At 37.2% G+C, this 24841-nt stretch carries 19 protein-coding genes and 3 rRNA genes; 11 read left to right on the forward strand and 11 right to left on the reverse strand.

Features of this window, described 5'->3' with window-relative positions; genetic code table 11:
* The first annotated feature begins 27 nt into the window (after positions 1 to 27).
* The 3 genes from P3U32_RS03650 (at position 28) to rrf (ending at position 5075) form a co-directional block, all read left to right on the forward strand.
* Positions 28 to 1583: ribosomal RNA gene (locus P3U32_RS03650) — 16S ribosomal RNA — on the forward strand.
* Between the two features lie 251 nt (positions 1584 to 1834).
* Positions 1835 to 4761, forward strand: a 23S ribosomal RNA gene (locus tag P3U32_RS03655).
* A gap of 199 nt (positions 4762 to 4960) precedes the next feature.
* Positions 4961 to 5075, forward strand: a 5S ribosomal RNA gene (gene rrf, locus P3U32_RS03660).
* Together the 16S, 23S and 5S rRNA genes form the textbook arrangement of a ribosomal RNA operon.
* A gap of 458 nt (positions 5076 to 5533) precedes the next feature.
* On the opposite strand, the gene ilvA is transcribed toward rrf, so the two are convergent.
* The 9 genes from ilvA to ilvD are packed head-to-tail and all read right to left on the reverse strand — an operon-like array spanning position 5534 to position 16324.
* The gene (gene ilvA / locus P3U32_RS03665) at positions 5534 to 6799 is read right to left on the reverse strand and encodes a threonine ammonia-lyase IlvA (protein WP_323704276.1); all 1266 of its coding nucleotides are present in this window, start codon (positions 6797 to 6799) and stop codon (positions 5534 to 5536) included.
* Positions 6800 to 6814: 15 nt separating this feature from the next.
* Positions 6815 to 7384, reverse strand: a complete 570-nt coding sequence (leuD, locus tag P3U32_RS03670) for a 3-isopropylmalate dehydratase small subunit (protein WP_323704277.1) — start codon at positions 7382 to 7384, stop codon at positions 6815 to 6817.
* On the reverse strand, positions 7385 to 8758 hold the full coding sequence (leuC, locus tag P3U32_RS03675) for a 3-isopropylmalate dehydratase large subunit (protein ID WP_323704278.1): 1374 nt from the start codon (positions 8756 to 8758) through the stop codon (positions 7385 to 7387).
* A 12-nt stretch (positions 8759 to 8770) separates the two neighbouring features.
* Positions 8771 to 9811 (reverse strand): 3-isopropylmalate dehydrogenase, encoded by a 1041-nt coding sequence (gene leuB, locus P3U32_RS03680; protein ID WP_323704279.1) that lies wholly within the window; start codon positions 9809 to 9811, stop codon positions 8771 to 8773.
* Positions 9808 to 11340 carry a 2-isopropylmalate synthase gene (locus tag P3U32_RS03685; RefSeq protein WP_323704280.1) on the reverse strand — a complete coding sequence of 511 codons (1533 nt, stop codon included), beginning with the start codon at positions 11338 to 11340 and terminating at the stop codon, positions 9808 to 9810. Before P3U32_RS03685 ends, leuB begins: the two co-directional genes overlap by 4 nt.
* A 29-nt stretch (positions 11341 to 11369) precedes the next feature.
* Positions 11370 to 12377 (reverse strand): ketol-acid reductoisomerase, encoded by a 1008-nt coding sequence (gene ilvC / locus P3U32_RS03690; protein WP_323704281.1) that lies wholly within the window; start codon positions 12375 to 12377, stop codon positions 11370 to 11372.
* A 39-nt stretch (positions 12378 to 12416) separates the two neighbouring features.
* Complete coding sequence (gene ilvN / locus P3U32_RS03695; protein WP_323704282.1) at positions 12417 to 12890, reverse strand: acetolactate synthase small subunit; 474 nt, start codon at positions 12888 to 12890, stop codon at positions 12417 to 12419.
* The gene (gene ilvB / locus P3U32_RS03700) at positions 12890 to 14623 is read right to left on the reverse strand and encodes a biosynthetic-type acetolactate synthase large subunit (RefSeq protein WP_323704283.1); all 1734 of its coding nucleotides are present in this window, start codon (positions 14621 to 14623) and stop codon (positions 12890 to 12892) included. The genes ilvN and ilvB overlap by 1 nt, the downstream gene beginning before the upstream one ends.
* A gap of 12 nt (positions 14624 to 14635) precedes the next feature.
* Entirely contained in the window at positions 14636 to 16324 is a 1689-nt protein-coding gene (ilvD, locus tag P3U32_RS03705; protein WP_323704284.1) for a dihydroxy-acid dehydratase, read from the reverse strand.
* A 449-nt stretch (positions 16325 to 16773) separates the two neighbouring features.
* On the opposite strand from ilvD, the gene tsaE reads away from it, so the two are divergent.
* The 5 genes from tsaE to P3U32_RS03730 all read left to right on the forward strand — a co-directional run bounded on the left by tsaE (position 16774) and on the right by P3U32_RS03730 (position 19822).
* Complete coding sequence (gene tsaE, locus P3U32_RS03710; protein ID WP_416361242.1) at positions 16774 to 17232, forward strand: tRNA (adenosine(37)-N6)-threonylcarbamoyltransferase complex ATPase subunit type 1 TsaE; 459 nt, start codon at positions 16774 to 16776, stop codon at positions 17230 to 17232.
* Complete coding sequence (tsaB, locus tag P3U32_RS03715; protein ID WP_323704286.1) at positions 17213 to 17878, forward strand: tRNA (adenosine(37)-N6)-threonylcarbamoyltransferase complex dimerization subunit type 1 TsaB; 666 nt, start codon at positions 17213 to 17215, stop codon at positions 17876 to 17878. The genes tsaE and tsaB overlap by 20 nt, the downstream gene beginning before the upstream one ends.
* Positions 17851 to 18318, forward strand: a complete 468-nt coding sequence (gene rimI, locus P3U32_RS03720) for a ribosomal protein S18-alanine N-acetyltransferase (RefSeq protein WP_323704287.1) — start codon at positions 17851 to 17853, stop codon at positions 18316 to 18318. Before tsaB ends, rimI begins: the two co-directional genes overlap by 28 nt.
* On the forward strand, positions 18311 to 19324 hold the full coding sequence (tsaD, locus tag P3U32_RS03725) for a tRNA (adenosine(37)-N6)-threonylcarbamoyltransferase complex transferase subunit TsaD (protein ID WP_323704288.1): 1014 nt from the start codon (positions 18311 to 18313) through the stop codon (positions 19322 to 19324). Before rimI ends, tsaD begins: the two co-directional genes overlap by 8 nt.
* 66 nt (positions 19325 to 19390) lie before the next feature.
* On the forward strand, positions 19391 to 19822 hold the full coding sequence (locus tag P3U32_RS03730) for a VOC family protein (RefSeq protein ID WP_323704289.1): 432 nt from the start codon (positions 19391 to 19393) through the stop codon (positions 19820 to 19822).
* A gap of 111 nt (positions 19823 to 19933) precedes the next feature.
* Here P3U32_RS03730 and P3U32_RS03735 read toward each other — a convergent pair whose 3' ends face one another.
* Complete coding sequence (locus tag P3U32_RS03735; protein ID WP_323704290.1) at positions 19934 to 20077, reverse strand: hypothetical protein; 144 nt, start codon at positions 20075 to 20077, stop codon at positions 19934 to 19936.
* Positions 20078 to 20575: 498 nt separating this feature from the next.
* Positions 20576 to 22504 (reverse strand): ABC-F family ATP-binding cassette domain-containing protein, encoded by a 1929-nt coding sequence (locus tag P3U32_RS03740; RefSeq protein WP_323704291.1) that lies wholly within the window; start codon positions 22502 to 22504, stop codon positions 20576 to 20578.
* Positions 22505 to 22666: 162 nt separating this feature from the next.
* Between P3U32_RS03740 and P3U32_RS03745 the strand changes: the two genes are divergently transcribed.
* The 3 genes from P3U32_RS03745 to tatC all read left to right on the forward strand — a co-directional run bounded on the left by P3U32_RS03745 (position 22667) and on the right by tatC (position 24391).
* Positions 22667 to 23299, forward strand: a complete 633-nt coding sequence (locus P3U32_RS03745) for a redox-sensing transcriptional repressor Rex (RefSeq protein ID WP_323704292.1) — start codon at positions 22667 to 22669, stop codon at positions 23297 to 23299.
* Between the two features lie 11 nt (positions 23300 to 23310).
* The gene (locus P3U32_RS03750; RefSeq protein ID WP_323704293.1) at positions 23311 to 23535 is read left to right on the forward strand and encodes a twin-arginine translocase TatA/TatE family subunit; all 225 of its coding nucleotides are present in this window, start codon (positions 23311 to 23313) and stop codon (positions 23533 to 23535) included.
* Positions 23536 to 23608: 73 nt separating this feature from the next.
* Positions 23609 to 24391: a twin-arginine translocase subunit TatC gene (gene tatC / locus P3U32_RS03755; RefSeq protein WP_323704294.1), complete on the forward strand. Its 783-nt coding sequence runs from the start codon at positions 23609 to 23611 to the stop codon at positions 24389 to 24391.
* Positions 24392 to 24841: the final 450 nt, after the last annotated feature.

Here is a 24841-nt window from a genome sequence, read left to right on the forward strand (position 1 = left end):
CAAAAAGAGCTAATCAAGCTTACTTCTTTTATGGAGAGTTTGATCCTGGCTCAGGATGAACGCTGGCGGCGTGCCTAATACATGCAAGTCGAGCGAACAGATGAGAAGCTTGCTTCTCTGATGTTAGCGGCGGACGGGTGAGTAACACGTGGGTAACCTACCTATAAGACTGGGATAACTCCGGGAAACCGGGGCTAATACCTGATAATATTTTGAACCGCATGATTCAATAGTGAAAGGCGGCTTCGGCTGTCACTTATAGATGGACCCGCGCCGTATTAGCTAGTTGGTAAGGTAATGGCTTACCAAGGCGACGATACGTAGCCGACCTGAGAGGGTGATCGGCCACACTGGAACTGAGACACGGTCCAGACTCCTACGGGAGGCAGCAGTAGGGAATCTTCCGCAATGGGCGAAAGCCTGACGGAGCAACGCCGCGTGAGTGATGAAGGTTTTCGGATCGTAAAACTCTGTTGTTAGGGAAGAACAAATTTGTTAGTAACTGAACAAGTCTTGACGGTACCTAACCAGAAAGCCACGGCTAACTACGTGCCAGCAGCCGCGGTAATACGTAGGTGGCAAGCGTTATCCGGAATTATTGGGCGTAAAGCGCGCGTAGGCGGTTTCTTAAGTCTGATGTGAAAGCCCACGGCTCAACCGTGGAGGGTCATTGGAAACTGGGGAACTTGAGTGCAGAAGAGGAGAGTGGAATTCCATGTGTAGCGGTGAAATGCGCAGAGATATGGAGGAACACCAGTGGCGAAGGCGGCTCTCTGGTCTGTAACTGACGCTGAGGTGCGAAAGCGTGGGGATCAAACAGGATTAGATACCCTGGTAGTCCACGCCGTAAACGATGAGTGCTAAGTGTTAGGGGGTTTCCGCCCCTTAGTGCTGCAGCTAACGCATTAAGCACTCCGCCTGGGGAGTACGACCGCAAGGTTGAAACTCAAAGGAATTGACGGGGACCCGCACAAGCGGTGGAGCATGTGGTTTAATTCGAAGCAACGCGAAGAACCTTACCAAATCTTGACATCCTTTGATCGCTCTAGAGATAGAGTTTTCCCCTTCGGGGGACAAAGTGACAGGTGGTGCATGGTTGTCGTCAGCTCGTGTCGTGAGATGTTGGGTTAAGTCCCGCAACGAGCGCAACCCTTAAGCTTAGTTGCCATCATTAAGTTGGGCACTCTAGGTTGACTGCCGGTGACAAACCGGAGGAAGGTGGGGATGACGTCAAATCATCATGCCCCTTATGATTTGGGCTACACACGTGCTACAATGGATAATACAAAGGGCAGCGAATCCGCGAGGCCAAGCAAATCCCATAAAATTATTCTCAGTTCGGATTGTAGTCTGCAACTCGACTACATGAAGCTGGAATCGCTAGTAATCGTAGATCAGCATGCTACGGTGAATACGTTCCCGGGTCTTGTACACACCGCCCGTCACACCACGAGAGTTTGTAACACCCGAAGCCGGTGGAGTAACCTTTTATTAGGAGCTAGCCGTCGAAGGTGGGACAAATGATTGGGGTGAAGTCGTAACAAGGTAGCCGTATCGGAAGGTGCGGCTGGATCACCTCCTTTCTAAGGATATTACGGAATGACCATTAGGTCATGGAATAGCGTAGACATATTGTATTCAGTTTTGAATGTTTATTTAACATTCACATTGCACATTGAAAACTAGATAAGTAAGCAAATAGATTTTACCAAGCAAAAAAACCGAGTGAATTTCTAACGAAATTCAAGCTTAATAATCGCGCGTCGTCTTTTTAGACGACATCACAGATTAATAACATTTATTTTCTTAAACAGTGATGTATAAGGAAATATTAGATTAAGTTATTAAGGGCGCACGGTGGATGCCTTGGCACTAGAAGCCGACGAAGGACGTTACTAACGACGATATGCTTTGGGGAGCTGTAAGTACGCTTTGATCCAGAGATTTCCGAATGGGGAAACCCAGCATGAGTTATGTCATGTTATCCGCATATGAATACATAGTATGTGAGAAGGCACACCCGGAGAACTGAAACATCTTAGTACCCGGAGGAAGAGAAAGAAAACTCGATTCCCTGAGTAGCGGCGAGCGAAACGGGAAGAGCCCAAACCAACAAGCTTGCTTGTTGGGGTTGTAGGACACTCAATACGGAGTTACAAAGGAAATAATTAGACGAATGGCTTTGGAAAAGCCAACCATAGAAGGTAAAAGTCCTGTAGTCGAAAGTTATTTCTCTCCTGAGTGGATCCTGAGTACGGCGGAACACGTGAAATTCCGTCGGAATCCGGGAGGACCATCTCCCAAGGCTAAATACTCTCTAGTGACCGATAGTGAACCAGTACCGTGAGGGAAAGGTGAAAAGCACCCCGGAAGGGGAGTGAAATAGAACCTGAAACCGTGTGCTTACAAATAGTCAGAGCCCGTTAATGGGTGATGGCGTGCCTTTTGTAGAATGAACCGGCGAGTTACGATTTGATGCAAGGTTAAGCAGTAAATGTGGAGCCGTAGCGAAAGCGAGTCTGAATAGGGCGAATGAGTATCTGGTCGTAGACCCGAAACCAAGTGATCTACCCATGTCCAGGTTGAAGTTCAGGTAACACTGAATGGAGGACCGAACCGACTTACGTTGAAAAGTGAGCGGATGAGGTGTGGGTAGCGGAGAAATTCCAATCGAACTTGGAGATAGCTGGTTCTCTCCGAAATAGCTTTAGGGCTAGCCTCAAGTGATGATTATTGGAGGTAGAGCACTGTTTGGACGAGGGGCCCCTCTAGGGTTACCGAATTCAGACAAACTCCGAATGCCAAATAATTTAACTTGGGAGTCAGACTATGGGTGATAAGGTCCGTAGTCGAAAGGGAAACAGCCCAGACCACCAGCTAAGGTCCCAAAATATATGTTAAGTGGAAAAGGATGTGGCGTTGCCCAGACAACTAGGATGTTGGCTTAGAAGCAGCCATCATTTAAAGAGTGCGTAATAGCTCACTAGTCGAGTGACACTGCGCCGAAAATGTACCGGGGCTAAACATATTACCGAAGCTGTGGATTATCCGTAAGGATAATGGTAGGAGAGCGTTCTAAACGTGTCGAAGCATGATCGTAAGGACATGTGGAATGTTTAGAAGTGAGAATGCCGGTGTGAGTAGCGAAAGATGGGTGAGAATCCCATCCACCGATTGACTAAGGTTTCCAGAGGAAGGCTCGTCCGCTCTGGGTTAGTCGGGACCTAAGCCGAGGCCGATAGGCGTAGGCGATGGATAACAGGTAGATATTCCTGTACCACCTATGATTGTTTGAACGATGGGGGGACGCAGTAGGATAGGCGAAGCGTGCTGTTGGAGTGCACGTCCAAGCAATAAGACTGAGTGTTAGGCAAATCCGGCACTCGTAAGGTTGAGTTGTGATGGGGAGTTGGATCATGTATCCGGCGAGTCGTTGATTTCACACTGCCAAGAAAAGCCTCTAGTTAGAAAATAGGTGCCCGTACCGCAAACCGACACAGGTAGTCAAGATGAGAATTCTAAGGTGAGCGAGCGAACTCTCGTTAAGGAACTCGGCAAAATGACCCCGTAACTTCGGGAGAAGGGGTGCTTTTTAGGGTGAAAGCCTTGAAGAGCCGCAGTGAATAGGCCCAAGCGACTGTTTATCAAAAACACAGGTCTCTGCTAAACCGTAAGGTGATGTATAGGGGCTGACGCCTGCCCGGTGCTGGAAGGTTAAGAGGAGTGGTTAGCTTCTGCGAAGCTACGAATCGAAGCCCCAGTAAACGGCGGCCGTAACTATAACGGTCCTAAGGTAGCGAAATTCCTTGTCGGGTAAGTTCCGACCCGCACGAAAGGCGTAACGATTTGGGCACTGTCTCAACGAGAGACTCGGTGAAATCATAGTACCTGTGAAGATGCAGGTTACCCGCGACAGGACGGAAAGACCCCGTGGAGCTTTACTGCAGCCTGATATTGAAATTTGGCACAGCTTGTACAGGATAGGTAGGAGCCTTTGAAGCGTGAGCGCTAGCTTACGTGGAGGCGCTGGTGGGATACTACCCTGGCTGTGTTGACTTTCTAACCCGCACCATTTGATCATGGTGGGAGACAGTGTCAGGCGGGCAGTTTGACTGGGGCGGTCGCCTCCTAAAGAGTAACGGAGGCGCTCAAAGGTTCCCTCAGAATGGTTGGAAATCATTCGCAGAGTGTAAAGGCACAAGGGAGCTTGACTGCGAGACTTACAAGTCGAGCAGGGTCGAAAGACGGACTTAGTGATCCGGTGGTTCCGCATGGAAGGGCCATCGCTCAACGGATAAAAGCTACCCCGGGGATAACAGGCTTATCTCCCCCAAGAGTTCACATCGACGGGGAGGTTTGGCACCTCGATGTCGGCTCATCGCATCCTGGGGCTGTAGTCGGTCCCAAGGGTTGGGCTGTTCGCCCATTAAAGCGGTACGCGAGCTGGGTTCAGAACGTCGTGAGACAGTTCGGTCCCTATCCGTCGTGGGCGTAGGAAATTTGAGAGGAGCTGTCCTTAGTACGAGAGGACCGGGATGGACATACCTCTGGTGTACCAGTTGTCGCGCCAGCGGCATAGCTGGGTAGCTATGTATGGACGGGATAAGTGCTGAAAGCATCTAAGCATGAAGCCCCCCTCAAGATGAGATTTCCCAACTTCGGTTATAAGATCCCTCAAAGATGATGAGGTTAATAGGTTCGGGGTGTAAGCGCAGTAATGTGTGTAGCTGACGAATACTAATCGATCGAAGACTTAATCAAAATTTTTAACTCGGTTTACGCCGTAAAATCTGCTTACTATCTAGTTTTGAATGTGTAATATCATTCTTATAATTGCGTAGAGAAAACGCTTATAGACGACGAATCACAATGGATGACAAATGAGTTTACTCAAGTAAATGAATGCGAAAGCCAGAAGTGATGAGGAAGTATGTAAACGATTGTCTCAAGCAAGTATTTGTCTGGTGATGATGGCAAAGAGGTCACACCTGTTCCCATGCCGAACACAGAAGTTAAGCTCTTTAGCGCCGATGGTAGTTGGACTTACGTTCCGCGAGAGTAGGACGTTGCCGGGCAAATATTTTTAAAATGGATGCGATGAGCCGCACTCGAGACCTGTTAGGTCTCTTTTTTTGTACTTTTTTATTTGCAACTCTAACATGAATCATGCATTAAAATTCTAATATATTGATAGATTGGCTATCTTATAGGTCATAAAACATAGTGATTTAATTAAACAGAAATGAATTTAGATTATCATGCTTTAAAAGCAAATATATTTTGTGTAGTGCTGACGCCCAGGGGAATGGACGATTGAAAAAGTTTAATTAATCACTAGTTCATTTACAATAATGTTTTTAATCTCAAAACAGAGCGTGTTTAAAAAAGTAATAGATTTTGTGTAGTGCTGACGCCCGGGGGAAAGCATGAGTGAGAGACTACAGGCTCGAGCCATGCCCCCAGGCAAGCATACACAAACAAAATCTTAAAAAAATAAGCATATCGCTATTCCAAGCGATATGCTTATTAATGTTTAAATAAGTAATGAATAAAGCATCTTATTTTGATTAATATAAATATATTTAGGATCGAATTCACTCACGTTTTTATAAAGCTGATCGATATCATTATGATCTTTTAGTTGAATACCAATGATAACTGATCCAGTGTTTTGACTAGATTTTTTTAAGTATTCAAACTTAGTTATATCATCATTTGGTCCTAAAACATCATTTACAAATTCGCGAAGTGCACCTGGTCTTTGTGGAAAGTTTACAATGAAGTAATGCTTCATATCTTCAAACAGTAATGAACGTTCTTCAATTTCTTTCATTCTATTGATGTCATTATTACCACCACTGACGATACATACAACATTTTTACCTTTAATTTCATTCTTATAATGATTTAAGGCACTTACACTTAATGCACCAGCTGGTTCAGCAATAATTGCTTGTTTAGAATACATATCTAAAATAGTACTACAAACTTCACCTTCATCTACTGCAACAAAATCATCAACAATATTTTTAGAAATATCAAAAGTTAATTGTCCTACACGACCTACAGAAGCACCGTCTACAAATTTATCAATATCAGTTAATGTGACGATTTTATTTGCTTTAACTGACTGAGCCATACTACTAGCGCCTAGAGGTTCTACACCAATTACTTGAGTTTCAGGCATTTTATCTTTTAAGTAAGTTCCAACCCCTGAAATTAAACCTCCACCGCCAATTGCAGCGAAACAATAATCAAATGTAATGTTTTCTTCTGTCGCAAAATCAACCATTTCTTTAGCAATAGTACCTTGACCAGCAATTGTATTGATATTATCAAATGGATCAATAAAGCTTAATCCAAATTGTTCTGTATATTCCAATGCATGTTTAAGGCAATCATCAAAAGTATCACCAATGAGTTCGATTTGAACAAATGCTCCACCAAAAAATTTAACTTGATTTATCTTCTGAGCAGGGGTAGTTACTGGCATAAAGATAACAGCTTTGATTGCTAATTGTTTTGCTGTAAAAGCAACACCTTGAGCATGGTTACCCGCACTTGCACAACTTACACCGTTAGCGCGTTCTTCATCTGTTAATTGATTAATAGCATAACATGCACCACGGAGTTTAAATGATCTAACCCATTGTAGATCTTCTCTTTTTAAATAGACGTTACAGTCATATTTTTGTGATAAATACATATCTTTTTCTAAAGGGGTTTGTTTAACAGTATCTTTTAATTTTAAAAATGCTTCTTCGATATCTTCAGCATTTAAACGTGTTTTTAAGGTCATTCTATCACTCCTAAATTAGTTGTGCATTTTTTCGTAATTACTGATTTGTTCCTCGTAAGTTAATGTAATAGCAATATCATCTAATCCATTAACGAGTTTATTTTTCCATGTTGCATCTATATCAAAGTGATATGTTGCTTCTGGGGTTTTAATTTGTTGATTTGGTAAATCAATTGTAATTTCAGAATGTTGTGCAATAGCTTCTCTATCGTCTTTATTTTCAATTACGATAGGCAACATTCCATTTTTTGTACAGTTCATATAGAAGATATCACTGAAACTACCAGCAATAATAATAGTGAAACCAAAGTCTTTAAGTGCCCATGCAGCATGTTCTCTAGAAGAACCACAACCAAAGTTATCACCAGAAATTAAGATACTTGCACCTTTGTATTCTGGTTTATTCAAATTGAATTCTGGGTTATCAGAACCATCTTCAAGATAACGCCATTCATCAAATAGAAATGGTCCGAAACCTGTTTTAGAAATACGTTTCAAAAATGCTTTAGGTATAATTTGGTCTGTATCAATATTATCATTGAGTAGGGGAACAGTCTTACCTTGGAAAGTTGTAATTGGTTCCATTTAGATAACCACCTTTCTAGTATCTACAAATCTACCGTTGATTGCTGCAGCGGCAGCCATTGCTGGTGAAACAAGATGTGTACGTGCGCCTTTACCTTGTCTACCTTCAAAGTTACGGTTACTTGTAGAAGCACAGTGTACACCATTTGGAACTTGGTCAGGATTCATACCTAGACACATAGAACAACCTGGTTCACGCCAATCAAATCCTGCATCTTTGAAAATTTTATCTAGTCCTAATGCTTCTGCTTGATTCTTTACACTTCTAGATCCAGGTACAACAATTGCTGTAATATCTTGGTGTACTTTATGACCATCTACAATTTTACTTGCTTCAATTAAATCTGAAAGTCTTGCATTTGTACATGATCCTAAGAAAACATAACCTAGAGGGATATCTCTCGCTGTTTGTCCTGGTTGAAGTCCCATGTAATTATATGCTCTTTCATCATTGATATCTTTAATTTCTGGGAATGGGGTATTAAAATTAACTCCCATTTCAGGGCTTGTTCCCCAAGTAACTTGAGGTTCTAACTCGTTTACATCTACTTGAATGACTTTATCATAAGTAGCATCTTCGTCTGAATAAAGAGTTTTCCAATCTTCAATACTTTCTTCAAAGTGCTCAGGTTGATATTCACGACCTTTAACATATTCAAAAGTTGTTTCATCTGGTTTCATCATGCCGTATTTAGCACCGGCTTCAATAGCCATATTACAAATGGTCATACGCTCATCCATTGTCATATTAGAAATGGCTTCACCTGCAAATTCTAGAGCGTATCCAGAACCAAAATCAACGCCATACTGATTAATCAAGTAAAGAATGATGTCTTTAGCGTAAACACCAGTAGGTAAAGTACCATCTACTTGTATTTTTAAGTTTTTCGGCTTTGTTTGCCAAAGTGTTTGTGTTGCGAAGACATGTTCTACTTCGCTTGTACCAATTCCAAATGCAATAGCACCAAATGCACCGTGTGTAGCAGTGTGTGAATCACCACATACAATCGTCTTACCTGGTTGTGTTAATCCAGTTTCTGGACCAACCATGTGTACGATACCTTGTTCATCAGAACCCATATCAAATAACTTTACACCAAATGCTTCACAGTTCTTTTGCAAAGCATTAATCTGTTTATTAGCAACTTCATCTCTAATATTGAATATATCAATTGTAGGTACATTATGATCTAATGTACCAAAAGTTCGGTCAGGTCTTCTCACTTTTCTGTTTTGCAATCTTAAGCCTTCGAAAGCCTGAGGAGATGTAACTTCATGGATGAGGTGTAAGTCGATATATAATAATTGGGGTTCACCTTCTTTGCCAGCTATAATATGTCGATTCCATACTTTATCAAATAATGTTTGTGCCATGTGTTTTCCTCCTTATATTGATTTTTTAATTGCTTCGAAGACTTCAGACGTACTATTATTTCCACCTAAATCTTTAGTTGCAATACCTTGTTGAATTGTACTAAAAACGATATCTTCCAAATGTTGTGCACATTCAGGTTGATTGAAACTTTCTCTGATACACATTGCTAAAGATAAAAGCATTCCACTTGGATTAGCTTTGTTTTGTCCAGCAATATCAGGAGCAGAACCGTGTATAGGTTCATATAGACTAGGTCCATTTTCTCCAAAACTTGCAGAAGGGGATAAACCTAATGATCCTGGTATAACAGATGCTTCATCACTTAATATATCTCCAAATAAATTTTCTGTAACAATGACGTCAAATTGCTTTGGATTTGTTATTAAATGCATACTACAAGCGTCTACAAGTAAATGTTTTAATTCAACTTCAGGATACTCCTTAGAAACTTGTTCTAAAGTTTGTCTCCATAATTTTGAAGAACTAAGTACATTTTCTTTATCAACAGATGTAACTAATTTATTTCGCTTTGCAGCTAATTTAAAAGCAACATGCGCAATACGTGATATTTCTTCTTGAGAATAAGTTAAAGTATCTACAGCTTGTTCGTCATTGAAATATTTTGGTTCACCAAAGTACAAACCTCCAGTTAATTCACGAACGATGATTAAATCTGTATCTTTAACAATATTTTCTTTTAGTGGTGAAAGATGCGCTGTTGATGGTGTTACGATTGTAGGTCTAATATTTGCAAATAAATTTAATGCTTTTCTAATACCTAGTAAACCATGTTCAGGTCTGTTCTTTGGATCTGTCCATTTAGGTCCACCGACAGCACCTAATAAAATAGCATCACTATTTTTACATGATTCTAAAGTATCTGGAGGTAAAGGCTCGCCATGTTTATCAATGGCGATACCTCCAAAATCTTTAGTAACTAGTTCATAAGTAAAATCATATTTCTTTGAAAGTAATTCTAGTACTTCTAAACTACCTGTTAATATCTCTGGGCCGATACCATCACCGGGTAGGGCAGTGATTTTGTATGTCATGACTTTACGCCTTCCTTCACTCTGTTTTCGCTATATTTAGCATGTGCCTCTACATATGCCTTACATGATGCATATAAAATATCATAATCAATACCAATACCAGTAAAGGTTTCATCTCCAAAATCAACTTGAACATGTACTTCTGCTTGAGCATCCGTACCTTCAGTAATGGATTCAATACGATAGATTTGTAATTCAGGTTCATAATCAAAGATACGGTCAATCGCATTATATATAGAGATGATAGAACCAGAACCTATAGATGAGTCTTGATAAGTACGTCCATCTTTATCTTCAATGACGACTACTGCACTTTGTAAACCATTGGATACAAACTGTAATTGTAGGGCATTAACTTTATAATAAGCATTTTCTTCGTGTTCACTACCTTGTAGAATGGCGTGTATATCACGATCGGTTACTTGTTTTTTCTTATCTGCAACTGATTTGAATTGTTTAAACACTTCAACTTGTTCGTCAGGTGATAAATCATAACCAAGTTCAGTTAATTTTTCATTAAATGCATGTTTACCAGAAAGTTTTCCTAGTGGGAGTGCATTCTTTTTCACACCGACGAGTTGTGGTGTCATAATTTCGTATGTTTCAGGATTTTTCAGTATGCCATCTTGATGAATGCCAGACTCATGACTAAATGCATTCTGTCCGACAATTGCTTTGTTTCTTGGAACACGTAATCCAGAATATCTACTCACCATATCACTCATATTTTTAGTTTCAGATAAGTTGATATTAGTAGATAGGTCATAATGATCTTGACGAACGTGAAGTGCAAGTGCAATTTCTTCTAAAGCAGTATTACCCGCACGCTCACCAATACCATTAATTGCACCTTCAACTCTACGCGCGCCATTTTCAAAAGCAGCAAGACTATTTGCGACTGCTAATCCTAAATCATCATGGCAGTGGGAACTATAGATGACTTCATGATCACTTGTAACAGTTTCAGTTAAAGTCTTAAAGAGTTGACCATATTCTGACGGATAAGAATAACCTACAGTATCCGGAATATTGATAATATCTGCACCAGCATCAACAGCTGTTTGAACAGCTTTAATTAAAAATGGAAGAGGTGTTCGTGTTGCATCTTCCGGTGAAAATTGTACTTTATCAAAAATTGATTTAGCATAAGTTACATTTTCAGTGATAGATGCTAATACTTCATCTTCTGTCATTTTTAATTTAAATTCTAAATGAATAGGGCTAGTTGCTAAGAAAATATGAATTTGTCTATGTTGTGCATCTTTTGTAGATTCATGAACGGCATCAATGTCAGACTTTTTACATCTAGCTAAACCACAAACTGCAGTCGTTGTTAATGCTTGTGCAATACTTTCTACAGATTTGAAGCTACCTTCACTTGAAGCAGGGAACCCTGCTTCAATTACATCAACGCCCCATTTTTCTAATTGTTTAGCAATTTTGAGACGTTCATCAAATGAAAAGTTAACCCCCGGTGTTTGCTCTCCATCTCTTAGCGTTGTATCGAATATTTGAATATGATCTGACATAATAATCCTCTCCTTAAGTTCTAACTTGTTTATTTAGATTGAATACTTTTAGCTTTAACGAATGGCATCATGTCACGTAATTCTCTACCAACTGATTCAATTTGATGTCCTTGTTGCTGTTTACGCATTTTCAAGAATTCTTCAAAACCATTTTCGTTATCTTTAATGAAGCGGTCACTGAAAGCACCAGTTTGGATGTCTTTTAGGACTTCTTTCATATTGTCTTTAACATCTGGAGTAATGACACGTTCACCTGATACATAATCTCCAAATTCTGCAGTATTTGAAATAGAATAACGCATGTTTTCCATTCCGCCTTCATACATTAAATCAACAATTAATTTCATTTCGTGTAATACTTCGAAATAAGCGATTTCTGGTTGGTAACCCGCTTCAACTAATGTTTCGAAACCTGATTGAATTAATTTAGTTGCGCCACCACATAGAACAGCTTGTTCACCGAATAAATCTGTTTCTGTTTCTTCTTCGAAAGTTGTACCAATAACACCGGCTCTAGTTGCGCCAATACCTTTTGCATAACTTAATGCTAATTGTGTTGCTTTACCTGTAGCATCTTGATATACAGCGTATAGTGCTGGAACTGCGCTTCCTTCAGTAAATGTACGTCTTACTAAATGACCTGGGCCTTTAGGTGCTACTAAAAATACATCAACAGTTTCAGATGGTTGAATAACTTTGAAATGAACATTGAAACCATGAGCAAATACTAAAGCATTTCCGTCTTCAAGGTGAGGTTCAATTTCTTCATGATATACTTTTCCTTGGATTTCATCTGGTAATAGAACCATTACAACTTCAGATTGTTGAACTGCTTCAGCTACTGGATAAACTTCAAATCCATCTTCCTTAGCTTGATCAAATGATTTACCAGGACGAATACCGATAACGACATCATAGCCATTGTCTTTTAAGTTTTGTGCATGTGCATGTCCTTGTGAACCATACCCAACAACTGCAATTTTTTTACCTTGTAATGCGTCTTCTGTCACCGTGTTGTCATAAAATACTTTAGTCATAATAAATGCCTCCATTAATTTGTTTTTGATTTAGTTTATTTATAATAATCCTGCAGAACCTGTTCGTGACACTTGTGTCACGGGATATATTTTTAAATCATCCAATAGATTTTCTATTGTTTGATGGGTTCCAAACGCTTGTAAATATATATGATCTTCAACATCTTTTAAAATTGTGAGTTGATTTTCATATGGTTTAATTAATTTTTCAAAAGATTTAAAGTCAGTAGGGTGACCTAACTTAATGAGTATGAGCTCTCTATTGAAAATATTTGTTTCAGTTATATCTAATGCAGAAATAACATTCACTTGTTTCTCTAATTGCTTAATGATTGTTTCTGAACTACTTTCTTCTTGAACGTCGACAATAAATGTTACGTTAGAAATACCTTCAGTTTCAGTAGGCGTCGCTGAAAGAGAAACAATGTTGTATTGTCTTCTTACAAAGATACTTGTAAGTCTGTTGAGTGTACCCGCGCGATCGAGTACTTGTGTCTGAATCGTTCTTTTCATTATTCCACGCCCTCCATCTTATAGTTTGGTTGTCCACTTGGAACCATAGGTAGTACTGGTTCTGAAGGTGAAATTCTAATCTCGATTAGCGCTGGTCCTTTATGGGCAAATGCTTCATCAAGTTTTGATTCTAATTGCTCATTAGAATCAATCATAAATCCTTTAACGCCGTAACTTTCAGAAAGTTTCATGAAATCAGGTTGTCCTGAAAATACAGAGTGTGAAAAGCGTTGGCTGTAAAACTTATCTTGCCACTGTTTTACCATGCCTAATGCACCGTTATTGATAAGCACAATCTTGATATCATTGCCAAATTCATTTAGGATTGCCATTTCTTGATTGGTCATTTGGAAACCACCATCACCAACAAAGGCAACTACTGTCTTGTCAGGGTATGCGAACTTTGCACCCATAGCAGCTGGAATACCAAAGCCCATTGTTCCTAAACCACCACTTGTAACAATTTGACCGTGTGTCTTAAATGGATAATATTGCGCTACCCACATCTGATGTTGTCCAACATCTGTCGCAACAAGTGCATCGCCATTTGTAATTTTTCCAATATATTCAATGGCCTGTTGGGGTTTAATATAATCATCAGTTGGTTGTTCGTATTTAAATGGGTACGTTGCTTTATTAGAAAGACAATGTTCATACCAATCATGATGTGCAATATCATGTGTTTCATATTCAAGTAATGCTTCCAGAGTCACTTTCGCGTCGGCGATAATACCTAAATCTGTAGGGATTATCTTATTGATTTCACATGGGTCGATATCGACATGAATCACTTTAGCGTCTTTAGCAAAATCATCGGGATTACTTGCTAAGCGATCATCAAATCTACTACCAAAATTAATTAACAAATCACATTCGGTTAAAGCCATATTGCTTGCATACGAACCATGCATGCCACCCATACCTAGGAATAATGGATCAGAGTAGGGGATAGAACCTAAACCTAATAACGTGTTTACTACTGGAATTTTGTACTTATTCGCAAATTCTGTAAGTTCTTTAGATGCCTTTGCATGGTTGACACCAGCACCAGCAAGGATAATAGGCTTTTCAGCTAATTTAATCATTTGAATCAATTGTTCAATTTCTTTATCTTCAGGGTTCAAATCTAATTGATAACCTGGGAGATCTAACGCTCTAGGTGAAACTTCAACAGTTTCAAGTACGCCGATATCTTTAGGGAAATCTATTACAACAGGTCCTTTACGTCCAGTTGAAGCAATATGGAACGCTTCGTCAATGATTTTTGGAATATCTTTAACATCAGTTACTTGATAGTTATGCTTAGTAATTGGTGTTGTCATTGAAAGTAAATCTGCTTCTTGGAATGCATCTTTACCAATACCTGGACGATGAACTTGACCAGTTATTACGATTAAAGGAATTGAGTCACTCATCGCATCTGCAATTCCAGTGATTGTATTCGTTGCTCCTGGACCACTTGTAACAACAACAACGCCAGGTTTACCAGTTACTCTTGCATATCCTTCAGCTGCATGTACGGCACCTTGTTCATGTCTTGTTAAGATATGAGGCACTTTTCCTTCATAGAATGCATCATATAATGGAAGAACTGCACCACCAGGATATCCGAAGATATAATCGACTTTTTGATCAATAAACGATTGTACGAGTAGTTCAGCACCCGTATAAGTTATCGTTTTTTCTTTAGTAGCTTCATCTGGTTCTTTGTATGATTTAGTAGTTAGTGCCATGTAAATCACTCCTTAAATTAGTTCGTCTGGTACTTTCAGAATGCCACCTGTATTTGCACTTGTAACAAGGGCAGTATATCTAGCAAGGTAACCCGTTTTAACTTTAGCTTTAAATGGTTCAATGTTTTGTTTTCTAGCATGTAATTCTGCTTCAGAAACATTGACGTCTAATGTACGTTCAGTTAAATCAATGATGATTTCATCTCCATCTTCTATAAGACCAATAGGACCTCCAGCAGCAGCTTCTGGTGAAATATGACCAACGGCTACACCACGAGTGGCACCTGAGAAGCGGCCATCAGTGATTAAGGCAACATCTTTACCTAATCCACGACCGACGATTGAAGAAGTAGGTGCTAACATTTCTGGCATTCCTGGACCACCTTTTGGACCTTCATAACGTATAACGACGACATGTCCTTCACGTACAGTATGGTTGTCAATTGCTTCAACAGCTTCATCATGAGAACTGAAACAAATGGCCTTACCGACAAATTTCTTAATTGAAGGATCTACACCACCGACTTTAATCGCTGCACCGTCTGGGGCAATATTTCCGAATAACATGGATAAACCGCCCGTTTCTGAGAATGCATTTTCTTTCTTATGAATAACATCAGTATTTAAAATCTCTCTATCTTGATTATTTTCTCGTAATGTTTTACCTGATACAGTAATACGATCTGGGTGTAATACATTATCCATAGTAAGTAATTCACCGATAATAGAAGGTACACCACCAGCTTCATGAACATCGTGCATTGAATATGATGAACTTGGCGCGATTTTTGATAGGTAAGGTGTACGTTTCGCAATATCATTAACTCTATTTAAATCGTATTCGATACCTGCTTCATTGGCTAAAGCTAATGTGTGTAGAACTGTATTTGTAGAACCACCCATTGCCATATCAAGTGCGAAAGCATCATCGATAGCATCTTTAGTAATAATATCTTTAGGCTTGATATCTTTTTTAACTAAGTCCATGAGTTTAAATGCTGATTCGCGAATTAATTCTTTTCTTTCATCTCCGACTGCGATTGCTGTACCGTTATATGGAAGAGCTAAGCCTAATACTTCCATAAGACAATTCATTGAATTTGCTGTAAACATACCAGCGCATGAACCACAAGTAGGGCAAGCATTTTGTTCCATATCTAAGAATTCTTCTTTTGACATTGAACCACTTTTGAATGTACCAACAGCTTCAAACATAGAAGAAAGTGTTAATGCTTTACCAGTTGCAGATAATCCAGCTTTCATTGGACCACCTGAACAGAAGATAGCAGGTACGTTAGTTCTAACTGATGCTAAAAGCATTCCCGGAGTAATCTTGTCACAGTTTGGCATGTAGAATACACCGTCAAACCAATGGGCATTGATTACTGTTTCAGCTGCATCTGCAATGACTTCTCTACTAGGTAATGAGTAGCGCATACCAATGTGTCCCATTGCAATACCATCATCGACACCGATTGTATTAAACTCAAATGGAATACCGCCGGCTTCTCTAATAGCTTCTTTAGCAATATCTGCTAATTCTCTTAGATGTACATGTCCAGGGACGATATCAATATAAGAGTTACAAATTGCGATAAATGGCTTGTTCATATCTGTAGGGCTTTGGATTTGTCCCGTCGCATGTAATAAACTTCTTGCTGGCGCTTGTTGATCACCTTTTTTAATCATGTCACTTCTCATAATTACACTCCTCTATAAAATAAAAAAGCAGCCTCCCAATATTAATGGGACGCTGCTTTCAAGTCCCATTCAAGTAGAAATAGGACTTAAACCTGACAGTAAATGAATCAATTACTGTTGTTCGAGTCCTTCTGAGCGTAATAAAATTGCTAATATGCCGTATTCGATTGTAGGTTGTTTTGCCGTCATATTGTATTTCATTACAACTCTTCCTTTCTGCTTAAATGTGAACTATATTTTTTGTTAAGATTTTTGAATAGTTAAAAAATTTATGTACTTAATTTAACGCATAAAATAGAGCATGTCAACAGAAGATTTAGAGTTTTCTAAAAATTTAGATAATGAAAGCGTTTTCCTTCGTGAAAAATCATTCGTTACCCAATTTTTTAATTATTTGTTATAATAATTCAGTTAGTTAAAAGAAAAGTGGAGGAAGGTACCGAAGTATGATTATACAAGTTGAATCACTAGAAACGACGAAAAGAATTGCCGAAAAACTTGCCCAAGTCGTAAGTGAGAATGATGTTATATTATTAAATGGTGATTTAGGTGCTGGAAAGACAACATTTAGCCAATATTTTGGAAAGGCATTAGGAGTTAAACGAACGATTAACTCACCAACCTTTAATATCATTAAATCATATAAAGGCAGATTGCCATTCCACCATATGGATTGTTATCGATTAGAACATAGTGATGAGGATTTAGGTTTTGATGAATACTTTAATTCAGATGCGGTAACGTTAATTGAATGGAGTACATTTATTCAAGACTATTTACCAGAGGAACGTTTAGAAATTAACATTAAATATATAGAAGAAAATAAAAGAGTGTTTGAAATTAAGTCAGTTGGACAACATTATAATCAATTAAAGGAAGTGTTAAAAGATGACGACGCTACTGATTGATACTTCAAACCAACCATTAGCTGTATCACTTGTTAAAGATAAAGAAGTACTATTAAACTATCAATCAAATATTAAAAAGAATCATTCATTACAATTGATGCCAGTTATTGAATCAATGATGAATGAAGCTGGTATCCAACCTAGTGATTTACAAGAAATTGTTGTTGCAAATGGACCAGGGTCTTATACAGGATTACGTATTGGCATTACTACAGTAAAGACATTAGCTTATGCGCTTAATATTCCTATTTATGAAGTGTCATCACTTAAAGCACTTGCACATACTGTTTCTAATGATGATAAATGGATTGTTCCTATATTTGATGCGAGACGAGAATTTGTGTTTACAGGCATTTATCAATATCAAGCATCAAAGTTAATAGAAATGAAGGAAGATTGCTATATCTCAATACAAGAACTTAAAGAAATTTTAAATGAGCATCAGCAAGATTACGTATTTGTAGGTGTAGATGCATTAAAATTAGCAGAAAAGTTAGAAGGACCTATCGTATCAAACTTACCAGATGCTTCACTCATGTTTGATTTGAAAGAAAGTCCGGTGTCTAATGTACATGAATTAAAACCACGATATTTAAAATTATCAGAGGCGGAACAAAATTGGAAAAACAATCAAAAGAAGCATTAGAAATTCGAGAAATGACAATTGACGATGTAAACCAAGTCTATGAAATTGAAAAACAAAGTTTTGATCACAGTTCATGGTCACTGGACGCATTTTATCATGAGTTAGAGAAGAATGAATTTGCACATTACTTTGTAGTTTCAATGAATGATCGAATCATTGCATATTGTGGTTTATGGATTGTTATCGATCAAGCACAAATCACAACTATTTCAGTTGATGATGCATATAGAAATAATGGTGTCGGCCAATTGCTATTAGAATATGTAATGAATTTTGCGAGTACGACATGTACAACGATGAGTTTAGAAGTAAGAATTGAAAACGAAGCGGCAAGACATGTATATGAAAAAGCAGGGTTCACATATGGTGGTATAAGAAAGAATTATTACGGTGACGGAGAGGATGCAAAAGTAATGTGGGTGAGTTTAAATCATGTCTAAATCTATAATTTTAAGTATTGAAACAAGTTGTGATGAGACAGCAGCAAGTGTTATTAAAGATGGAACAGAGATTTTAAGTAATGAAGTCGTTACACAAATGATGACTCATAAAAAATTTGGTGGCGTTGTTCCAGAAGTAGCAAGTAGACAACATGTTGAAGTGATGACATATGTGATAGATGAAGCTTTAAAAAATGCAAACATGACAATGGATGATATAGATGCCGTTGCTGTGACTGAAGGACCAGGATTAATTGGTGCTTTATTGGTCGGTGTAGCAAGTGCGAAGGCGTTGGCTTTTAGTTATAATAAACCACTGATTCCTGTTCATCATATTGCTGGTCATATTTATGCAAATCATCTTGTTAAACCACTATCATTTCCATTAATGGCACTTATCGTTTCCGGTGGACATACAGAATTGATTTATATGAAAAATCATTTAGACTTCGAAATTATTGGTGAAACACGAGATGACGCAGTAGGGGAAGCGTATGATAAAGTTGCAAGAACAATTGGATTATCATATCCTGGTGGACCAGAAGTTGATCGACTTGCACATATTGGCCAAGACACTTTAAAATTCCCAAGAGTATGGTTAGAAAAAGGAAGTTATGACTTTAGTTTTAGTGGACTAAAAAGTGCTGTTATCAATACATTGCATAACAAAAAACAGAAAAACGAAGCAATCATTAAAGAAGATGTTGCTACAAGTTTTCAAAATAGTGTCGTTGAAGTATTGGTAGGTAAGACAATCGCAGCAGTTCAAGAATATGATGTAGATCAACTTATAGTAGCAGGTGGCGTTGCTGCAAATAAAGGATTGCGAGCAGCTTTAGAATCAGAAACTGAACGTCTTAATATTAATTTAAGTATACCGCCGTTAAATCTTTGCACAGATAATGCAGCAATGATTGGTTCTGTAGCACATTTCTTATATGAAGAAGGACGCTTTGCTGATATGAAACTAAACGGTAAAAGTTCAATCGATATTGAAAACCTCTAATAATTTGAAAAAATTAACAAAAGTCATTATAATAAACATGATTTAAGAGAAAAAGAGGAGGCGGAAATGGTGGAAGTAATTACGTATTTTAATTTTAAAAATAGTATTGAAGCATTAAAGTTCTATGAAGAAAAGTTAGGTGCTACAGATATAATGAGAGTAGCAGGTAATGACGAACTATTTAAGGATGCACCACCTGAATTTCAAATGCCTGAGTCGTTTACGATGAATGCGAGCTTTAAAATATTAGGTAAATTATTCTTATGTAGTGATACATGGGAAAATAAAGATATTGATAACGAAGGCGCGCAAGTCTGTTTCCAATTTGATTATAATAATGAAGAGGATAAAGCAGCTATTGTTGATTTGTTTGAAAAAGCAAAATCAGCTGGTTGTGAAATGCAAATGCCATTATCAGAAGTAGAATGGTCACCAATGTTTGGCTCATTTAATGATCCATTTGGTGTGACTTGGATGGCAAACGCAGTATCTGAATAAAATAAAAAAAGCACGGCACTTTAACTATAGAAATAGTTAAAGTGCCGTGCTTTTTTATGTAGAATGTAGATAAAATTTTGTTAAGGTTGCTTAATTCAATTAAGTAAGCAACTATTTTCTAGAATACTTGCCAACGCTATTTGTATAGTCTGTGTAATCTTTAATACGTTGGTCATATTCCTCTTTCGTAATAATCTTGAGTTTCAGTAGTTCTTTAGCTTTAGTTGTATAACTTTCGATGTTTGAATTATTCATAAATGATCATCCCTTCTATTTCTTTACGAGACCAATTACTCTATGAAATTTAACGCTAAGTACTATAGGAACTAAAAATATTAGTAACAGTATTACGAATCTGATTGTAAAATTTATGAAAATTGGTTATTTAAAGTATATGTCTTATTTTATATTAAATCTACCAATAATTGAAAAGATTCAAATATTTTAAAAGTAAGAACATAATTCCTTAATAATATTTACATAAAGTAAATAAAGCATGAGCGTTTTGTAAAGTCAATACAGAACATTTGTACTTGTGCACAAGTTAACCACAAAGTGTGGATAACTTTTGTATATCATTGCTTTAATTTGTGCATAACTTATAGGATAAATACAGAAAATAGTTATTTTACCTGTGGATAACTAGGATAACTTTGTGGATTGCTGGAAAATCAGTGTTTTTAATGTGAATAAATTTGTGATTAAAATAATAAATAAAAATGACTAAGGTGTAAAAGTCACCTTAGTCATTTTCTATAATTCGTTTAATTGACGTTCTAGTTCTTCCCATTTTTCCATGCTTTCTTCAAGTGCAGTTTCTGAATCAATTCTAGATTGATTGATTTCATTACTCTTATCTATATCGTTAAATATTTCTGGCAAGGTAAGTTGATGTTCATAATCAGCAATTTGTTTTTCATACGTTGATATATGTTGTTCAACTTCTTCAAGTTGACGTTCTATTTTTCTTTTTTCTTTTTTGAATTGCTTTTGATTTGTATATAAATTATCTACATTATTTGATGTCGCATTTTCTGTAGATTGTTGTTCATATTCGCTAAGGGCAAGTCGTTGTTCTAACTTTTCTAAATAATATTGATAATCACCATTGAACGATTCATTACCTTCAGCTGTGATATGGAATATTTTATTAGCAAGTTCATTGATAAAATAACGATCATGAGACACAAACAGAAGGGTACCTTCATAATTTTTTAATGCTTGTTCAAGCATTTCTTTAGAATCGATATCTAAATGGTTGGTCGGTTCATCTAGTATGAGGACGTTATTTTTTTCTAACATTAATAATGCGAGTTGTAGTCTTGCTTTTTCGCCACCTGATAAATCGTTGATTATCTTTTTAACTTCATCTTGAGTGAACAAGAATCTACCTAAAATAGTTCTAATATCTTTTTCAGGCATATGTGAATACTGATTCCAAACATAATCGAGGACGGTCAAGTTTGATTTGAACTCGGCTTGTTTTTGGTCGTAGTATCCAATTTGTAGATTTGTACCATATACGACTTCACCCGATAATGCTGGTAGCTTTTGTGCAATCGTTTGAATCAATGTCGATTTACCAATACCATTTGGACCGATAATGGCAATTCTATCGTGTCGCTTAACATCTAAATGGATTGGTGGGGTAATGCTATTTGTGTATCCGATTGATAAATTGTTTACTTTCATAACATCTTCACCAGTTGCACGATTGATTTCAAATGCAATTTGTGCACTTTTAGCATCTAAACGAGGTTTATCGATTCTTTCCATTCTTTCAAGCACTTTACGTCTACTTTTGGCCATGCCACTTGTTGAGGCACGTGTAATATTTTTTTCAACGAAAGTTTCTAATTTTTTAATTTCACTTTGTTGTCTTTCATATTCTGCCATTACTTTTTCGTAATGTGCGTCACGTTCTTTTAAGAATTTACTATAATTGCCGACATATTTTTTAACTGAACCTAATGCGACATCGTAGACTTGATTTACAATTTTATCTAAGAAGTATCTATCATGACTGATAATAACGATCGCGCCTTTAAAATGTGTTAAATAGTTTTCAAGCCATTCAGTCGTCTCCATATCTAAATGGTTGGTCGGTTCATCCAGTAGTAGCAAATCAGGATCACTTAACAACATGCGTGCCATAGATAATCTTGTTTTCTGACCACCGCTAAATGATTGGATCTTTCTATCAAAATCCGCTTCAGTAAAACTTAAACCAGTAAGTACAGTTTTTATTTTACTTTCATAATTATATCCATCCATTGATTCGTATTGATTGGATAATGATTCGTATTGCGCTAATTTTTCTTGATAATCATGACTATTATAATCTTCTGCATGATCACTCATCCAAGTCGTTAAACCTTGCAGCTTTCTCTCTATATTGATTACTGCTTCAAAAGGCTTTCTCATTTCATTCATAACCGTATCGTTGGAATCTAAAGTCATTTGTTGCGTTAAATATCCCATCGATACCTGTTTACCTTTAGATATATTCCCAGTATCGTAATTTTCGACACCGGCAATAATTTTCATCAATGTCGTTTTGCCAGCGCCATTTCTTCCGACGATAGCAATTCGTTCGCCAGTTTTGACTTCGAAGTCTACATCAGAAAATACAATGTCACCATCGAATGATTTTTCTAATTTATTTATTTGTAAAAGTATCATAGTTACACCTCTCTATTAGTTATTATTTTACATGAAAATACCGAATAGTTGTATGTAAATCATCTACAATATTTATATAGTTATTTTAAGCGAAGTTTGATATAATTAATCCAATAGATGTGAACACAATCACATTATTTTAGAGTAGAAAAGGTGAGGATTTTGGCAAAGAATGATGTGAAGATCCCTAAAGCAACTTTGAAACGTTTGCCATTGTATTATAGATTTGTGAGTACGTTGCATAATTCTGGAGTAGATCGTGTATCTTCAAAAGAATTAAGTGAAGGTCTTAAAATTGATTCAGCTACAATACGACGTGATTTTTCCTATTTCGGTGAATTAGGGAAAAAGGGCTACGGTTATAACATTAGCTATTTATTGAAGTTCTTCAGAACGACACTTGAGCAAGATGATATGACAAAAGTCGCAATCGTTGGTGTAGGTAATTTAGGTACGGCACTCGTGAATTATAACTTTACAGTTAATGATAGAATGCAGATTGTTGCAGCGTTTGATCAATCTGAAGATATCGTTGGGAAAATGGTCGGGAAATTAAATGTAGATAGTATGGATGACTTCGAGAAGATACTTGAAGATTTAGGTATAGAAGTGGTAATCTTAACAGTACCACAACGTGTTGCACAAACCGTTGCAAATCGTATAACTTCTGCAGGAATAACTGGAATATTGAATTTTACACCTCAAAGAATAAATGTACCTGATAAAGTACAGGTTCATCATATAGATTTAGGAATTGAATTACAATCTTTAATCTTCTTTATGAAGAATCAATAGGAGGGTATCAAATGGAAGCTTTAGTTTTTGTGAATACGCTTGGTATTTCTGGACCAGTTAGTTTGTTATTTATAGGGGTTGTTGCATTAATTATATTTGGACCAAAGAAATTACCTCAATTTGGTAGAGCGATGGGTTCAACTTTGAAAGAATTTAAAGATGCTACAGATGGGATGACAAACTTTGATGAGAAGAATAGTAAACCAGAAGAAAGCAAAGATAAAGAAGTTAAATAGAAATTTATTTAACAGATGTTCCCATTAATGTGGCGGGTTTCCTGCCACATTTTTTTAGATTGGAGGTAAGAATTTGAATAAGGACAATTTAACTATTGTTGAACATTTGGAAGAATTACGTGGACGAATGATGATCGTTGCTTACTTTCTAATAGGTGGGTTGTTAATTGGTTTCTTCCTTGCGAAGCCAACCATATACTATATAACAAACGATGACTTTACCCAAACATTAGAATTAAATGCATTTAGAATAACCGATCCACTTACAATATACATAGCAATGATTATTATCATCGCATTTATAATTGTATCTCCAGTAATTTTATATCAACTTTGGGCTTTCATTTCTCCTGGATTACATCCTAAAGAGCAGAAAGTGACGTTAAGTTATATCCCGTTTAGTTTGATATTATTTATTTGCGGCTTGTTGTTTTCATACTTTATTATATTTCCGTATTTAATATCTTTTACAATGAACTTAGCGGATGATATGGGAATTAAACAGACAATAGGGATTAAAGAGTATTTTAGTGAATTATTTAAATTTACAATACCATTCGGATTTGTATTCCAATTACCAATCTTGTTATTATTTTTAACAAGGTTAGGCATCGTGACACCGATGTTTCTAAAGAAAAATAGAAAATACGCATACTTCATATTATTAGTAGTCGCAGCATTAATCGCACCACCAGATTTTATGACGCATATGTTGTTTACGATTCCGATGATATTATTGTACGAAGTTAGTATTTTAATTTCGAAAATAGGCTATAAGAAATATTTAAAAGCTGAACAGAAATTAATGGAAGAAGAACTTGGAATGGATGTAGAAGAAACAACAGATCAAAAATAAGACCCAGCCATGTATGGATACCATATAACGTTGGGTTTTATTTTTTATGTTTGCAAGACTGGGGGAACGTGCAAATAAGAGCGTCGTTATTAGCAAGACTGGGCAAACGTGCAAATAAGAGCGTCGTTATTAGCAAGACTGGGCAAACGTGCAAATAAGAGCGTCGTTATTAGCAAGACTGGGCAAACGTGCAAATAAGAGCGTCGTTATTAGTAAGACTGGGTAAACGTGCAAATAAGGGTGTCTATATTAGCAAGACTAGGTGAACGTGCAAATAAGAGTGTCTATATTAGCAAGACTAGGTGAACGTGCAAATAAGAGGTGCCATATTAGCAAGACTGGGCTAACGTGCAAATAAGCAACTGCCAATACAATAAATTTCAATTTTCTAATATCTGTAATATAAAAGTAACTTGAAATTACTATTGTCATCATATACCATTATTCCTA

The organism is Mammaliicoccus sp. Dog046 (genome assembly GCF_034039665.1).
GTDB lineage: Bacteria > Bacillota > Bacilli > Staphylococcales > Staphylococcaceae > Mammaliicoccus.

Excerpts from the sequence above, each read along its gene's own strand:
- ilvA (WP_323704276.1), bottom strand. The coding sequence starts at position 6,799 with ATGACCTTAAAAACACGTTTAAATGCTGAAGATATCGAAGAAGCATTT.
- leuD (WP_323704277.1), bottom strand. The coding sequence starts at position 7,384 with ATGGAACCAATTACAACTTTCCAAGGTAAGACTGTTCCCCTACTCAAT.
- leuC (WP_323704278.1), bottom strand. The coding sequence starts at position 8,758 with ATGGCACAAACATTATTTGATAAAGTATGGAATCGACATATTATAGCT.
- leuB (WP_323704279.1), bottom strand. The coding sequence starts at position 9,811 with ATGACATACAAAATCACTGCCCTACCCGGTGATGGTATCGGCCCAGAG.
- P3U32_RS03685 (WP_323704280.1), bottom strand. The coding sequence starts at position 11,340 with ATGTCAGATCATATTCAAATATTCGATACAACGCTAAGAGATGGAGAG.
- ilvC (WP_323704281.1), bottom strand. The coding sequence starts at position 12,377 with ATGACTAAAGTATTTTATGACAACACGGTGACAGAAGACGCATTACAA.
- ilvN (WP_323704282.1), bottom strand. The coding sequence starts at position 12,890 with ATGAAAAGAACGATTCAGACACAAGTACTCGATCGCGCGGGTACACTC.
- ilvB (WP_323704283.1), bottom strand. The coding sequence starts at position 14,623 with ATGGCACTAACTACTAAATCATACAAAGAACCAGATGAAGCTACTAAA.
- ilvD (WP_323704284.1), bottom strand. The coding sequence starts at position 16,324 with ATGAGAAGTGACATGATTAAAAAAGGTGATCAACAAGCGCCAGCAAGA.
- tsaB (WP_323704286.1), top strand. The coding sequence starts at position 17,213 with ATGACGACGCTACTGATTGATACTTCAAACCAACCATTAGCTGTATCA.
- tsaD (WP_323704288.1), top strand. The coding sequence starts at position 18,311 with ATGTCTAAATCTATAATTTTAAGTATTGAAACAAGTTGTGATGAGACA.
- P3U32_RS03730 (WP_323704289.1), top strand. The coding sequence starts at position 19,391 with ATGGTGGAAGTAATTACGTATTTTAATTTTAAAAATAGTATTGAAGCA.
- P3U32_RS03735 (WP_323704290.1), bottom strand. The coding sequence starts at position 20,077 with ATGAATAATTCAAACATCGAAAGTTATACAACTAAAGCTAAAGAACTA.
- P3U32_RS03740 (WP_323704291.1), bottom strand. The coding sequence starts at position 22,504 with ATGATACTTTTACAAATAAATAAATTAGAAAAATCATTCGATGGTGAC.
- P3U32_RS03750 (WP_323704293.1), top strand. The coding sequence starts at position 23,311 with ATGGAAGCTTTAGTTTTTGTGAATACGCTTGGTATTTCTGGACCAGTT.